Origin of the sequence: Streptomyces sp. PsTaAH-124, assembly GCF_000373685.1 — a bacterium.
GTDB classification, from domain to species: Bacteria; Actinomycetota; Actinomycetes; order Streptomycetales; family Streptomycetaceae; genus Streptomyces; species Streptomyces andamanensis.
Genome location: NZ_KB892165.1, coordinates 37,016 through 51,005, shown reverse-complemented (window position 1 = coordinate 51,005; position 13,990 = coordinate 37,016). Strand labels below are relative to the sequence as shown.

Here is a 13,990-nt window from a genome sequence, read left to right as displayed (position 1 = left end):
GCGGCGGGCAGGGTCCGGGGTCCCTGGGCTCATGTTCCAGGTGTTCCGAGTGTCTCCGCAGTGCGCGGCACGTCTGCCTGTGGCGCGGCCGGGCGGTTTCGGTCGCGGAGCCGGAGGCTGATCAGGGCGGTGACGGTGAAGACGGCGGCCTCGTAGATCATGGCGTGCCGGAAGGCGGCTCCCGGGCCGGTGGTGGGGGCGAAGTAGACGAGTCCCGCCGCGGCCACCCCGATCGAGCCGCCCAGTTGCTGGGCCGTGGGCAGCAGCCCGGACACGGAACCGGCCGCGGAGCCGTCCACCCTCGCCAGCACCAGAGCGAACACCGATGCGGTGAACGAGCCGAAGGCGGCGCCGCCGAGGGCCAGGACCGGCAACGCCGCCCAGCGTCCGGCCGCCGTGCCGATGAGCGGCCCGAGAGCGAGGGCCGTCCCCGCGAGGACCAGAGCCGAGACCGTGAGCACGGCCGACCCGTGCCGACGGGCCAGCGCGGGTGCGCTGCGGCTGCCCAGGACGGCCGCGGCCGCGAAGGGAGCCGAGGTCAGCGCGGCCGTGAGGGCGGGATACCCGAGGGCCGACTGGAGATGGAGGAACAGCAGATACGTGAAGGACGGCACCCCGGTGTTGAACACGAACACCAGCAGCACCCCCGCACGCGCCCTCCGGTCGCGGAACAGCGACGGATCCACCAGAGGATCGGGCCGGTGCGGGAGAGTCAGGGCGAAGCAGCCGAGAACGGCCGCGGAAACCGCCAGAGCGGCCCATGTCCACCAGGGCCAGCCGCTTCCGCCTCCCAGCGCGAGCGGCAGCACCAGCGCGCCGAAGCCCACGGTGGTCAGCAACACGCCCACCCCGTCCACGCGTTGTCCGGCCGCGCCTCGCGTACGAGGCAGTACGGTCGCGCCCGCGAGCGAGACGAGTGCCACCGGCACCGTGACCAGGAAGACCGAGCGCCAGCCGAGGCCGAAGAGGTCGGCGCCGACGAGGAGTCCGCCGATCAGCGGCCCGGCCAGTGACGCCACTCCCATCGTGGCACCGAACAGGCCGAGAGCCCGTGGGCGCCGGGCAGCGGGGACGGTGACCTGGATGATCGACAGAACCTGCGGGGCGACCAGGCCGCTGCCCGCGCCCTGGACCAGCCGGGCCGCGATGAGGAACGCGGCATCGGGAGCGCACGCGGCGGCTGCCGAACCGGCCATGAAGACGAGGGTGCCCAGCGTGAACAGCCGGCGGTATCCGTACCGGTCACCGAGGCGCGCGGCCGTGATGAGCAGGCAGGCGTAGGTCAGGGTGTACCCGGCCAGTATCAGCTGCACGGCACCTGGACCGGCCCCCAGGTCGGCCTGGATCGCCGGGGCGGCGATCTGCGCGACGGTGACGTTGAGCAACTGCACGAATGTCGCGCACAGCACGACCGGCAGTACGAGCCGCCCGCCGTCACCGGATGCGAGCCGTCCCGTGCTCGGGAACGGGGAAGCCTTCACGGGCTGACGCCCGCTCACGAGGCGAGGACCGCGGCGAGCTCGCCCGGCCGGGCTGCGAACGGGCTGTGGCTGCCGGGCAGGGTATGCACAGTGAACGGGCTGCCGGGGAAGGCCCGGTCGGCTTCCGCGATCATCAGGTCCTGCGCGGCCGGTGCCAGCGCCCGGTCCTCGGCGCAGCGCAGGAAAGTCCGTGGAATCCGTCCCCACCGGGCCGCGGTCAGGGCGACCGGCGCCGTCGGGATCGCCAGGGGCAGATCAGGGCTCAGCGCGGACCGCCACCGGTCGAAGCGGTCGAGCGGGGTGTCGTGGTAGTGGGTCTCCCGCAGTTCGGCCAGGTAGGCGGGATCCGGTGAGAGCGGATTGATCCGTACGGCGCCCAGCGCCTCGGGGTCGCCGATGTTCAGGTTCCGGCCCAGCGCGGTGGCGTTCTCGGGTGCGCCCAGGTAGTCGAAGAACCGCGGCCGCCCGCCCGGGACGAACGCGGACAGGTAGACGATCCGGTCCACCAGCTCGGGTGCCCGCTCCGCGGCCAGGGACGCGGGACCGCCGCCCGCGCTGTGCGCGACGAGCACGACAGTGCGACGGTGACGCACCTGGCGCAGCACACTCAATACTGCCTCGGCGCAGTCGTCCATCGTCAGGGAGGCGAGCCGTGACCTCTCGGTCAGCAGGCCCGGCTGACCGGGCAGCAGGTATCCGGTGGGCAGGGGAGCGTCGAAGCCGTGCCCCGGCAGGTCGACGGCCACGCTCGCGGCGCCCAGTCCGGCCAGCGCGCGCTGTGTCGCCGCCCACTGCCCGGAGCTGTGCCAGGCACCGTGCACGAAGACGAAGACGGTGTCGGTGGCGGTGAGGGATGCGTTGTTCATGGCTCCATTCCAGACGGGAGCCGCCGTGTCATCCATTCATAGATCTGGTAAGTGGCTTGGCGATATCTTTGAGGTCTTGTCGGTACTCGATCGGGCTCATCGGGCCCATCGGGCCCATCGGGTCAATCAGGCCCATCGGACTCATTGGGTCGACCGGGCCGAGCGGACGGAGGACGGGTCATGGAAGCGCGGCACCTGCGGTACGCGGTCGCTCTCGCCGAGCACGAACACTTCGGGCGGGCCGCCGGTGCGCTGGGCATCGCGCAGCCGCCGCTGTCCAAGCAGATCGCCGACCTGGAGCGCGAGGTCGGGGCCCGGCTGTTCGACCGCACACGGCAGGGGGTGTTCCCGACCGCCGCCGGTGAGGCGTTCCTCGCGCGGGCGCGCCGGGCGCTCGACGAGATCGCGGCGGCCACGGTCGACGCGGGCCGGGCCGCGCGCGGCGAGACGGGACGTCTGCGCCTCGGCTTCATCGCCTCGGCACTGCTCGACCCGCTGCCGGGCGTGCTGAGCCGGTTCGGCCGCGAACGGCCCGATGTGCGACTGGAACTGCACGAGATGGCGACCAGCCGCAGCAGTTCGGCGCTCGTCGCCGGGGAACTCGACGTGGCCCTCACCCTCGGCCCGCCACGGGGTGCCGGGGCCGAGCATCTCGTGTCCGTCCCGGTCGGACGCGACCACGTGATCGCTGTGGTGAGCACGGCGCACCCGTACGCGGGGCAACAGTCGGTGAGCGCCGACCAGTTGCGGCGACAGCAGCTGATCGTGTCGGCCGGCGAGGACGAGCCCGCCGTGGTCGCCGGACTGCGTACGCTGCTGGGCGCGGAGTCGTCGGCGCTCGGCGGCGCGACCGTCGCGAGGGACGTGCACACGATCATCGGCCTCGCCGCCTCGGGCGTGGGCGTCGGCCTGGGGCCGTCCCGCATGAGGGCGGTCCCGCGTCCGGGAGTGCGCTTCTGTGAGGTGACCCCGCGCACACCGCTGCCCGATCTCGTCCTGTCCTTCGCGGCCCGCGACCACTCCCCGGTGCTGCGCGCCTTCCTCGACACCGTCCGGAAGAACTGCCCCGACGTCGGCGCCGCACTCGACGACCGGCTCCGGCCTCAGACTTGATCAAGCGTCAGATCTGATGCGGCCTCAGGCTTGATTCTGCCTCCGACTTGATGCGGGCCGGTCGCCGGTGAGCGTGACGGCGAGTGGTGTTCCGCGGCCGTCGGACGGCATGCCGCCTCCTGGGCGGCCATGACCTCGTCGCCGTGCTCGAAGGCCCAGGCACCGAAGGCGTCGAGGGGGGTGAGCAGGGTCCGGCCGAGGGGCGTGAGGCCGTACTCGACCGCGGAGGGGGTGTCGGGGGGCGTACGGCGGGTCACCAGGCCGTTGTACCGCAGCCGCCGCAGCGTCTCGGTGAGGACCTTGGAGCTGATGCCTCCGATGCGCTCGCGGAGTTCGACGGGGCGTCGGGGACCTTCGCGCAGTGCCCAGAGCACCACGGGATTCCAGGTGTTGGTGAGCAGGTCGAAGGCGAGGCGGGCGCGGCAGTCCGCGAGGAAGGCGTCGGTCGTCGTCACGTACCACATGGTGCCCGACCCGCCCTCTAGCGTCGGTGCGGACGGTCGGAACAGGCACGGAGAGGGAGGGACCACGTGATGAGGATCGGTGTACTGGGCACGGGCAACATGGCCGACGCGCTCGCCACCCACTGGGCGCGGGCCGGGCACGAGGTGACCATCGGGGGACGGGACGCGGGCAGGGCCGCACGGCTCGCGGCGCGTGTCGGGGGCGGCGCGCGGCCCGCGGGGCTGCGCACGGCGGCCGGGTCCGGGCAGGACGTCGTGCTGGCCGCGCTGCCCTTCGGGGCGGGAGAAGAGGTGGTACGGGAGCTGCGCGCGGCCCTGGCGGGCACGGTGCTGCTGGACTGCTCCAACCCGGTCGGGGAGGGGTTCCGGCTGCTCACCGGGGGAGGGCCTTCGGCGGCGCAGCGCCTTGCGGCGGCGGCGCCCGGAGCCCGTGTGGTCAAGGCGTTCAACCTCTGTCACGAGGACGTGTGGCGGATGCGGCCGCCCGTCTTCGGCGGGCGGCCCCTGGCCGTACCTCTGTGCGGGGACGACGAGACGGCCCTCGCGCGGGTGCGGGAGCTGGTACGGGACGTGGGCTGCGAACCTCTCGCAGGCGGCGGCCTCGAACGGGCGGGGCTGCTGGAGGCGACCGCCGCGCTGTTCATCTCCCTGTGGGTCGGGGAGGGTGCGGACGCACAGGCCATCGCGCCGCCGCTGGCCTACGCGGCGGGGGAGGCGGCGGGCGTCCGTACGGCCTGAATGCGCGCCACCTGTGCGGGGGGCGGCCCGAGTGTCGAGGGGCGGTGCGGGGCGGAGCCGGGGCAGTGCAACGCCCCCGCCCGGCACCGGCCCGCGCACGCTCCGCTCGTCCGGTGGTGGACGACCCCTTGACTGCGCCCCCGGGTGGGCCGACACTCCAGTGAGGAACCCTAGTGAACAGGTAGGGAATCATGAGGCGCCTTGAGCCGGTGACCGGCCGTGCGAGCCGTACGCCCCGGCCCTCGCCCCTGCTCACCTCGCGGCGCCACATCGATCTGCTGCGCGTGTGCAGCGCCATGAGCCTCGGGTGCGGCGCCACGAGCCCGCTGTCGCTGTCCGGCTGAACCGCGACCGGGCCGACACCGGGAACCCCGCGCTCGTACCGCCTACGCCTTCGTGCCGCCCACGGCTTCGTGTCGTCCGGCGGTCTCTCACGACCGGCCGGAAGCGGTCCCGGTCCGCCCCGCCACGTCCGGGCCGGGGCTCAGACCGTACGCCCGCCGCCGCTCGCTGCCCGCCGCCCGCCCCCTGCCGTCCGCCGCTCCGCCACCGCCTCCGCTGCGCGTGCGTCCGCGCGTGCCCGTACCCGGGGAGACCCATGTCCGTCACACCGCAGACCGCCGCCCACCTCACCGGCCACCGCGGCGCCGCCACCCCCGCCTTCCGGGGCCGGATCGGCCGCGACGCGCGCAGCGGCCACTACGCCGTGCCCGGCCGCTACCGGCTCCATCTGTCCACCGCCTGTCCGCAGGGGCTGGGCGTCGCCGTCGTGCACGGCCTGCTGGGCATCGGGGAGAGCTGTCCGGTGACGGTCCTGCCCGCGGTGCCGGACGGCCCGGACGGCGGTCACGCGGTCCTGCGCCCGCTGTACGAGGCGAGCGCGCACCGCCACCCGGGACCGGCGCTCGCGCCGGTGCTCAGCGACGACTGGTCGGGACGGATCGTCAGCACCCACGCCCCGGACATCGCACGCGACCTGGACCGCCACTTCGGCGACGGCCGGGCGGCCCTCTACCCGTGCGCGGAGGAGGCCGCGATCGAGGCCGTGGAGCGGCTGTGCGCCCAGGAAGTGGAGGATGCCGCCCAGCGCGCCGGAGAGGCGGACGCCGCCCCCGCCCACCGGGCCGAGGCGCTCGGTGTGCTGCTCGGCGCGCTGGACGTGCTGGAGCGCCGGCTGACCGACCGGGACCATGTGGCGGGCCACGGGCTCACCGGCGCCGATGTGACGCTGTGGGTCACCCTCGTCCAGCTCGACCTCGTGCACCGCCACCACCTCGACGCCCGCGCGGTGCACCGCATCGCCGACCACCCGGCCCTGTGGGACCACGCCCGCCGCCTCACCGCGCTCCCGGCCTTCCGCGCCGCCCTCGACCCGGCAGGCATCGCCCGCCGCCACCGGGCCCACTGCCGGGGCCTGGAGGCCGCGGGCGCGGCCGTCCAGATCCTGGACTGGGCCGCCCACGCGGACGGCACCCACCGGCTCCACCGCCCCTGAGCCGTCCCACCGGCCGTCACATGGCGCCCCCACCGGCCGTCGCGCGGTGGCGCCACGGGCCGTCACGCCGACGGTCCCAGGTGCCGTCCTGTCGGCCGTCCGACCGGCGGTCCCGCCGGCCGTCCCACCAACCGTTCCACGTGACGGACCGCCGTTGACTTTCGGACGGACAACTGACTTACTTACGGCCCGGAATGGTCACGGATGCGGCACACACGCCCACCCGCGCCCCGGACCGGACGCCCCGGACGCGAGGCCCAGCGACAAGCAACAGGCAATAGGCAGTGGGCACAGGCGACAAGCGACAGGTGACGGACATGCACGCAGCTCCCCGGACGGCCACAGGCCGCGTCCGAGGCTGCGTGCCGCTCTCCGCGCCGTCCTCCCCGCCGCTCTCCGCCCAGCGCCTGGTGGCCGACCGCGCCGTCGATCTGCTGCGCGTCAGCAGCGCACTGTGTACCGCGTGTACCGCGCCGGGCCGTGCCCGCCGCCGGGCCTGACGACCCCTCTCCGGTCTCCGGCCCACGGCCCCCGGCCCGCTTCTCCGCCCCGTGCCGAACACCGCTGCCGCGGTGATCCGTTGCCCCCGCCCTGACGCCAGCCGTGCGCCGCCGTGCGCCGCGCCGTCCGCACCGCGGTCCCCGAGACATCGTGGTGCGCCGCCGCGGCCTGGAGCGAGCGCCGTCGTGGCCAGGGGCGTCCGACCTCGCCGGAGCCCACCATGAGTGAACCCCCTGGCGCCGCCGTGTCCCTCGCCGAGGCACCGCCGGCCGCCCCCTCGCCCACGCCCCCCGCCGCCTTGCGGGTGCGCCCCTCGCGCCGCCCCGGCCGGTGGATCGCCACCGCCGTCGTCCTGGTGCTGATCGCCCAGTTCGCGCACGGACTGGCCACCAACCCGTTCTACCAGTGGGACCGTTTCGGCTACTGGTTCCTGCGGCCGACCATTCTCGACGGCCTCCTGGTCACCCTGGAGGTCGCCGCGCTCAGCGCCGTGCTGGGCCTGCTCGGCGGAATCGTCCTGGCGCTCGCCCGGCTCTCCCGCAGCCCGGTGCTGCGCGCGGTGAGCTGGACCTATGTGTGGGCACTGCGGTCCGTGCCGCTGATCGTGGTGCTGATCTTCCTCTACAACTTCTCCGCCCTGTACCAGACGCTCAGCGTCGGCGTCCCCTTCGGTCCGGCCTTCTTCCGCTTCGACGAGTCCCGGCTCGCCACCGACATGGCCGTCGCCGTCCTCGGACTCAGCCTCAACGAGGCGGCGTACGCGGCCGAGGTGGTCCGCGGCGGCGTCCTCTCCGTCGCCCAGGGCCAGCACGAGGCCGCCGCCGCCCTCGGTCTGCCCCGGCTCCACCGGTTCCGGCGGATCGTCCTGCCGCAGGCCCTGCGCTCCATCGTCCCGAACTACGTCAACCAGCTGATCGGCCTGGTCAAGAGCACCTCCCTGGTCTTCTACGTCTCCCTGCTCGACCTGTTCGGCTCCGCGCAGACCATGGGCTCCACCTACCCCGGCGACATCGTGCCGCTGCTGCTGGTGGTCACCGCCTGGTACCTGATCCTCACCAGCGTCGTCTCCGTCGTCCAGTTCTACGTCGAGCGCCACTATGCCCGCGGCGCCCTGCGCGCCGTGCCGCCGACCCCGCTCCAGCGGTTGCGCGCCCACTCCACCGGCCTGCGCGAACGCCTCCGGAAGGAAGCCGCCGTATGACCGCCGAGGACCCCGCGGCCCCGCACCCGCCGCAGCCGCATCCGCAGCTGCACCCGCAGCCGAACCTTCCCTCCTCCGCCTCCGCCTCCACCCCGACAAGGACAACCGCCGTGACCACCTCCCGTCTCCCCGTCCGGACCCTGCGCGGGCTCGCCGCCGGTACCGCGTTCGCCGCCCTCGCGCTCTCCCTCGCCGGCTGCGGCGGCGACAGCGAGGCCGCCACCACCACCGGGGACACCGCGGGCAAGGTCACCGTGGGACGGCTGTCCAACGGCGCCGCCCGGCAGACCGTCCTCGACGTGCCCGAGGTCAAGTCCCTGAACGCCGAACTGCCCGCCGCCGTACGCAAGAGAGGCACCCTCGTCATCGCGGTCGGCGCACTGCCCGCGGGGTCGCCGCCGCTGGAGTACGTCGGCGGCGACCAGAAGACCCTGACCGGCTCCGAACCCGACCTCGGCCGGCTGGTGGCCGCGGTGCTCGGCCTGCGGCCCGAGGTGAAGAACTTCACCTGGGAGAACATGTTCGTCGGCATCGACAGCGGCAAGGCCGACGTGGCCTTCTCCAACGTCACGGACACCGAGGAACGCAAGAAGAAGTACGAGTTCGCCTCCTACCGGCGCGACAACCTCGCCTTCGAGGTGCTGAAGAAGAGCACGTGGACGTTCGGCGGCGACTACCGCGCCCTCGCCGGGAAGACCGTGGCCGTGGGCTCCGGCACCAACCAGGAGAAGATCCTGCTGGAGTGGCAGGCCCGGCTCGCCGGTGAGGGCAAGCAGCTCACCGTCAAGCACTACCAGGACAGCAACAGCACCTACCTGGCCCTGGCGAGCGGCCGGATCGACGCCTACTTCGGCCCCAACCCCGGGGTCTCCTACCACGTCACGCAGAGCGCGAAGACGCCCCACGCCACCCGTAACGCGGGCACCTTCTCCGGCGCCGGCGCGCGCCTCCAGGGCCTGATCGCGGCGACCGCGAAGAAGGACAGCGGTCTCGCCAAGCCGCTGACCGACGCCATCAACCACCTGATCGACAACGGGCAGTACGCCCGCTGGCTGGCCGCCTGGAACCTCTCCAACGAGTCCGTGGCGAAGTCGGAGACCAACCCGCCCGGCCTGCCCCTCGACAACTCCTGACCCCCGGCCTGCCCCTCGACGACTCCTGACCCCCGGCCGGGCCGTCGCGCACCGCGCGCGGCCCGGAGCCGCCGCCCCGCCGCCGGCCCTCCAGAAAGGCACCCCGCATGCCCACGACACCGCCGCCTCCCGCGCACCCCGACGCGCTGCACCTCGCCGTGGCCCTCGACGGCACCGGCTGGCACCCCGCCTCCTGGCGGGAGCCGGTCTCCCGGCCCCAGGACCTGTTCACCGCCCGGTACTGGGCCGACCTCGTCACGGAGGCCGAGCACGGCCTGCTCGACCTCGTGACCTTCGAGGACGGCTTGGGCCAGCAGTCCTCACGCTTCGGCGAGCCGGACGGCCGCACCGACCAGGTCCGCGGACGCCTGGACGCCGTACTCATCGCCTCCCGCGTCGCACCCCTCACCCAGCACATAGGACTGGTACCGACCGTAGTGGCCACCCACACGGAGCCGTTCCATATATCCAAGGCGATCGCGACGCTGGATCATGTGAGCGGCGGCCGGGCCGGGCTGCGGGTGCAGATCACGCCCCGCCCGCACGAGGCCGCCCATTTCGGCCGCCGCGCCTTTCCGCCGGTCACCCTGGAGAGCCTGCGCAGCCCGGCCGGGCAGGAGCGGATCTCCGAGCTGTTCGACGAGGCCGCCGACCACACCGAGGTCGTCCGCCGGCTCTGGGACAGCTGGGAGGACGACGCCGAGATCCGCGACGTCGCCACCGGCCGCTTCATCGACCGCGGCAAACTGCACTACATCGACTTCGAGGGCCGTTTCTTCAGCGTCAAGGGCCCCTCCATCACGCCGCGCCCGCCGCAGGGCCAGCCGGTCGTCAGCGCCCTCGCCCACCAGACGGTCCCGTACCGGCTCGTCGCCCGCCAGGCCGACATCGGCTACGTCACCCCGCGCGACGCCGCCGACGCTCGCGCGATCGTCACCGAGATCCGCGCCGAACAGCGCGCCGCGGGCCGCGCGGACCAGCCGCTGCACGTCTTCGGCGACCTCGTGGTCCTCCTGGACGACGACCCGGACGAGGCAACGGCCCGCAAGGAACGCCTCGACACCCTCGACGGCGCCGAGTACACCAGCGACGCCCGGATCTTCACCGGTACCGCCGCACAACTGGCCGATCTGCTGGAGGAGTTGGCCACCGGCGGCCTCACCGGCTTCCGGCTGCGCCCGGCCGTCCTCGGACACGACCTGCCCCGTATCACCCGGGACCTCGTCCCCGAACTCCAGCGCCGCGGCCGCTTCCGCCGCTCCTACGAGGCCGGCACCCTGCGCGGGCACCTGGGCCTGGACCGCCCCGCCAACCGCTACGCCACGGCCGCCGCCACCGTCTGAGCCGGAGGAACCGCACGCCATGAGCAAGCCGCACAAGCAGATCCACCTGGCCGCCCACTTCCCCGGTGTCAACAACACCACCGTGTGGAGCGACCCGGCCGCCGGCAGCCACATCGACTTCAGCTCCTTCGCCCACTTCGCGCGGACCGCCGAACGCGCCAAGTTCGACTTCCTGTTCCTCGCCGAGGGACTGCGCCTGCGCGAACAGGGCGGTCAGATCTACGACCTGGACGTCGTCGGCCGCCCCGACACCTTCACGATCCTCGCCGCGCTGGCCGCCGTCACCGACCGCCTCGGCCTGACCGGCACCATCAACTCCACCTTCAACGAGCCCTACGAGGTGGCCCGCCAGTTCGCCAGCCTCGACCACCTCTCCGCGGGCCGCTCCGCCTGGAACGTCGTCACCTCCTGGGACGCCTTCACCGGCGAGAACTTCCGGCGCGGCGGCTTCCTCCCGCAGCACGAACGCTACTCGCGGGCCGCGGAGTTCCTGGCCACCGCGCACGAGCTCTTCGACTCCTGGCAGGGTGACGAGATCGTCGCCGACCGGGTCACCGGCACCTTCCTGCGGGACGCCGAGGCCGGTGCCTTCGTCCACCAGGGGCAGCACTTCGACATCCACGGCCGGTTCGACGTGCCCCGCTCGCCCCAGGGCCGGCCGGTGATCTTCCAGGCCGGGGACTCCGAGGAGGGCCGCGAGTTCGCCGCGTCCGGCGCCGACGCCATCTTCAGCCGATACGCCACCCTGGCCGAGGGACAGTCCTTCTACCAGGACGTCAAGGGCCGCCTCGCCAAGTACGGCCGCCGCCGCGACCAGTTGCTCATTCTGCCCGCCGCCACCTTCGTGCTCGGCGACACCGACGCCGAGGCCGAGGAACTGGCCCGCGAGGTCCGCAGGCAGCAGGTCAGCGGCGCCACCGCCCTCAAGCACCTGGAGTTCGTCTGGAACCGCGATCTGTCCGGGTACGACCCGGACGGCCCGCTGCCCGACATCGACCCCGACACCGGCGAGGACCACATCGCGCGCGGGCGGGCCCAGGTGCGCATGTACCGGGACCCGCTGGCCACCGCCCGCGAGTGGCGCGAACTGGCCGCCGCCAACGGCTGGTCCATCCGCGACCTCGTCATCAACACCGGCAACCGGCAGACGTTCGTCGGCGCCCCGGAGACCGTCGCCCGGACCATCGACGAGTTCGTCCAGGCCGACGCCTGCGACGGCTTCATCCTCGTCCCGCACCTCACCCCCGGCGGCCTCGACCCGTTCGCCGACAAGGTCGTGCCGCTCCTCCAGGAGAAGGGCGTCTTCCGCACCGACTACGAGGGCACCACCCTGCGCGACCACCTCGGCCTGGCCCACCCGGACCACGCGGGAGAAGAGCGGGTGGCGTCGTGAAGTTCCTCGCCATCACCCTGATCGTGCACCGCCCGGACCCGGTCACCGGCGTCCTCGAATCCACCCACGACCGCTTCCGCGAGGTCCTGGACAACGCCGTGCTCGCCGAGGAACTCGGCTTCGACGGCTTCGGCGTGGGGGAGCGGCACGAGCGGCCGTTCCTCTCCTCCGCGCCCACCGTGGTCCTCGGCCACCTCGCCGCGCTCACCCGGCGGATCCGGCTCTTCACCGCCGTCACCACCCTCAGCCTGCTCGACCCGGTGCGCGCCTACGAGGACTACGCGACCCTGGACCACCTCGCCGAGGGCCGGCTCGACCTCATCATCGGCAAGGGCAACGGCTCCGCCCAGCGCGACCTGTTCCAGGTCACGCCCGAGGACCAGTGGGACCGCAACGCCGAGAGCTACGAGGTGTTCCGCGCCCTGTGGCGGCAGGACAAGGTCACCGCCGACACCCGCTTCCGGCCCCCGCTCAAGGACGCCGAGGTGTGGCCGCGCCCCTACCAGCGGCCCGTCCGCGTCTGGCACGGCAGCGCCACCAGCAAGGAGAGCGTCGACCTGGCCGCCCGCTACGGCGACCCGCTGTTCTCCGCCAACGTCACCCATCCCATCGAGCCCTACGCCGAACTGATCGGGCACTACCGCGAACGCTGGGAGCACCACGGCCACGACCCGGCGGACATCGCGGTCGGCGCGGGCTCGGCGGGCCTGTACGTCGCCCGCACCACCCAGGAAGCGCTGGCCGCCTACCGGCCGGTGTTCGAGAGCAACCTCGCCTTCCAGAAGCGCACCGGCCTGCCCGTCGTCTTCGAGACGCTGGAGGACTTCGCCGCCCGCTCCTCGGCGCTCATCGGCAGCCCCCAGCAGGTCATCGACAAGGTGCACCGCTACCACGAGCGGTTCGGGCACACCGTGCAGCACATCCAGGCCGACGCAGGCGGACTCACCCGCACCCAGCACCGCGACTCGCTCGCACTGTTCCAGAGCGAGGTCGCGCCCGTCCTGCGCCGCGCCATCCCCGACCCGCCCTTCCCCTGGGCGCCGTCCGGTGTCCGGCAGACGCCCCGGCCCGTACCCGCCGACCACTGAGGAGCCCGCCCGTGTCCCTCGGCACCCCCCTCGGCGTCCTCGACCTGGTCCCCGTACCCTCCGGGGCCACCGCGTCCGACGCCCTGCGCAACTCCCTCGACCTCGCCCGGCAGACCGAACGCCTCGGCTACACCCGCTACTGGTTCGCCGAACACCACCTCAACCCCGGCGTGGCGGGCACCTCGCCCGCCGTCCTGCTCGCGCTGACGGCCGCCGCCACCTCCACCATCCGGCTCGGCTCCGGTGCCGTCCAGCTCGGCCACCGCACCGCCCTGTCCACGGTCGAGGAGTTCGGGCTGATCGACGCCCTCCACCCCGGCCGCCTCGACCTGGGCCTCGGCCGCTCCGGCGGCCGCCCCGCGCCCGTACCGGACACCCCGGCACCCGCCGCCACCCCCGTCGTCGACGGCCGCGCCCCGGGCGGCCTGCTCGTCCCGCGCCGCTTCTCCTTCGAGGCGCTGCTCGGCTCGCCCCGCATCGCCCTGCAACGCACCCTGCTGCTGCTCCCCGGCGCCGAACCCCAGGACTACCCCGACCAGCTCGACGACATCCTCGCCCTGCTGGCCGGGACCTACCGCTCGGCGGACGGCGTCGAGGCGCACGTGGTGCCCGGCGAGGGCGCCGACCTCCAGGTGTGGATCCTGGGCAGCAGCGGCGGACCGAGCGCCCGGGAGGCGGGCGCGCGCGGACTGCGCTTCGCGGCGAACTACCACGTCAGCCCCGCCACCGTACTGGAGGCCGTGGACGGCTACCGGGCCGCCTTCCAGCCCTCCGACGTCCTCGACAAGCCCTACGTCAGCGTCTCCGCCGACGTCGTCGTCGCCGAGGACGACGCCACCGCCCGCCACCTCGCCGCCGGCTACGGGCCCTGGGTGCGCAGCATCCGCACCGCCGAGGGCGCCATCGCCTACCCCGCCCCCGAGGAGGCCCGCGCCCTGCCCTGGACCGAAAAGGACGAGGACCTGGTGCGCGACCGCGTCGACACCCGGTTCGTGGGCACCCCGGCCCATGTCGCCGACCGGCTCGAACAGCTCCGCGACGCCACCGGCGCCGACGAACTCCTCGTCACGACCATCACCCACGACCACACCGCCCGCGTACGGTCCTACGAGCTGCTGGCCCGGGAGTGGCACCGCAGATCCGGCTGAGGCACCCGGCCGCCGGGGCGGGCCGG

12 protein-coding genes and 1 pseudogene are annotated in these 13,990 nt (G+C 73.6%); 10 read left to right on the top strand and 3 right to left on the bottom strand.

The annotated features are described in order from the left end of the window. Positions 1 to 29: 29 nt before the first annotated feature. Together B086_RS39835 and B086_RS0112015 are read right to left on the bottom strand one after the other, a co-directional pair. On the bottom strand, positions 30 to 1,481 hold the full coding sequence (locus B086_RS39835) for an MFS transporter (RefSeq protein ID WP_018566658.1): 1,452 nt from the start codon (positions 1,479 to 1,481) through the stop codon (positions 30 to 32). Positions 1,482 to 1,495: 14 nt separating this feature from the next. Then, complete coding sequence (locus B086_RS0112015) at positions 1,496 to 2,347, bottom strand: alpha/beta hydrolase (protein ID WP_018566657.1); 852 nt, start codon at positions 2,345 to 2,347, stop codon at positions 1,496 to 1,498. Between the two features lie 180 nt (positions 2,348 to 2,527). Here B086_RS0112015 and B086_RS0112010 point away from each other — a divergent pair, with 180 nt between their 5' ends. Next, a complete protein-coding gene (locus tag B086_RS0112010) occupies positions 2,528 to 3,460 on the top strand; it encodes a LysR family transcriptional regulator (protein ID WP_018566656.1) in 933 nt (310 codons plus the stop codon). A 107-nt stretch (positions 3,461 to 3,567) separates the two neighbouring features. On the opposite strand, the pseudogene B086_RS39830 reads toward B086_RS0112010, so the two are convergent. Then, positions 3,568 to 3,924 (bottom strand): annotated as a pseudogene (locus B086_RS39830) (winged helix-turn-helix transcriptional regulator); the annotation flags it as partial. Positions 3,925 to 3,993: 69 nt separating this feature from the next. Between B086_RS39830 and B086_RS0112000 the strand changes: the two are divergent. From B086_RS0112000 to B086_RS0111955, 9 genes are all read left to right on the top strand, one after another. Beyond that, positions 3,994 to 4,662 carry an NADPH-dependent F420 reductase gene (locus B086_RS0112000; protein WP_018566654.1) on the top strand — a complete coding sequence of 223 codons (669 nt, stop codon included), beginning with the start codon at positions 3,994 to 3,996 and terminating at the stop codon, positions 4,660 to 4,662. A gap of 191 nt (positions 4,663 to 4,853) precedes the next feature. After that, positions 4,854 to 5,006 carry a putative leader peptide gene (locus B086_RS44970; RefSeq protein ID WP_018566653.1) on the top strand — a complete coding sequence of 51 codons (153 nt, stop codon included), beginning with the start codon at positions 4,854 to 4,856 and terminating at the stop codon, positions 5,004 to 5,006. Positions 5,007 to 5,260: 254 nt separating this feature from the next. Then, the gene (locus tag B086_RS0111990; protein WP_018566652.1) at positions 5,261 to 6,157 is read left to right on the top strand and encodes a glutathione S-transferase C-terminal domain-containing protein; all 897 of its coding nucleotides are present in this window, start codon (positions 5,261 to 5,263) and stop codon (positions 6,155 to 6,157) included. Positions 6,158 to 6,878: 721 nt separating this feature from the next. Beyond that, positions 6,879 to 7,859, top strand: a complete 981-nt coding sequence (locus tag B086_RS0111980) for an amino acid ABC transporter permease (protein WP_026252331.1) — start codon at positions 6,879 to 6,881, stop codon at positions 7,857 to 7,859. Positions 7,860 to 7,969: 110 nt separating this feature from the next. Beyond that, complete coding sequence (locus B086_RS0111975; RefSeq protein ID WP_026252330.1) at positions 7,970 to 8,992, top strand: ABC transporter substrate-binding protein; 1,023 nt, start codon at positions 7,970 to 7,972, stop codon at positions 8,990 to 8,992. A gap of 107 nt (positions 8,993 to 9,099) precedes the next feature. Next, entirely contained in the window at positions 9,100 to 10,335 is a 1,236-nt protein-coding gene (locus B086_RS0111970; protein WP_018566648.1) for an LLM class flavin-dependent oxidoreductase, read from the top strand. A gap of 19 nt (positions 10,336 to 10,354) precedes the next feature. Further along, positions 10,355 to 11,728, top strand: coding sequence for an NtaA/DmoA family FMN-dependent monooxygenase (locus B086_RS0111965; RefSeq protein ID WP_018566647.1), 1,374 nt, complete (start codon positions 10,355 to 10,357; stop codon positions 11,726 to 11,728). After that, positions 11,725 to 12,816: an LLM class flavin-dependent oxidoreductase gene (locus B086_RS0111960; protein ID WP_018566646.1), complete on the top strand. Its 1,092-nt coding sequence runs from the start codon at positions 11,725 to 11,727 to the stop codon at positions 12,814 to 12,816. Before B086_RS0111965 ends, B086_RS0111960 begins: the two co-directional genes overlap by 4 nt. 11 nt (positions 12,817 to 12,827) lie before the next feature. Further along, entirely contained in the window at positions 12,828 to 13,964 is a 1,137-nt protein-coding gene (locus B086_RS0111955; RefSeq protein WP_018566645.1) for an LLM class flavin-dependent oxidoreductase, read from the top strand. Positions 13,965 to 13,990 lie beyond the last annotated feature (26 nt).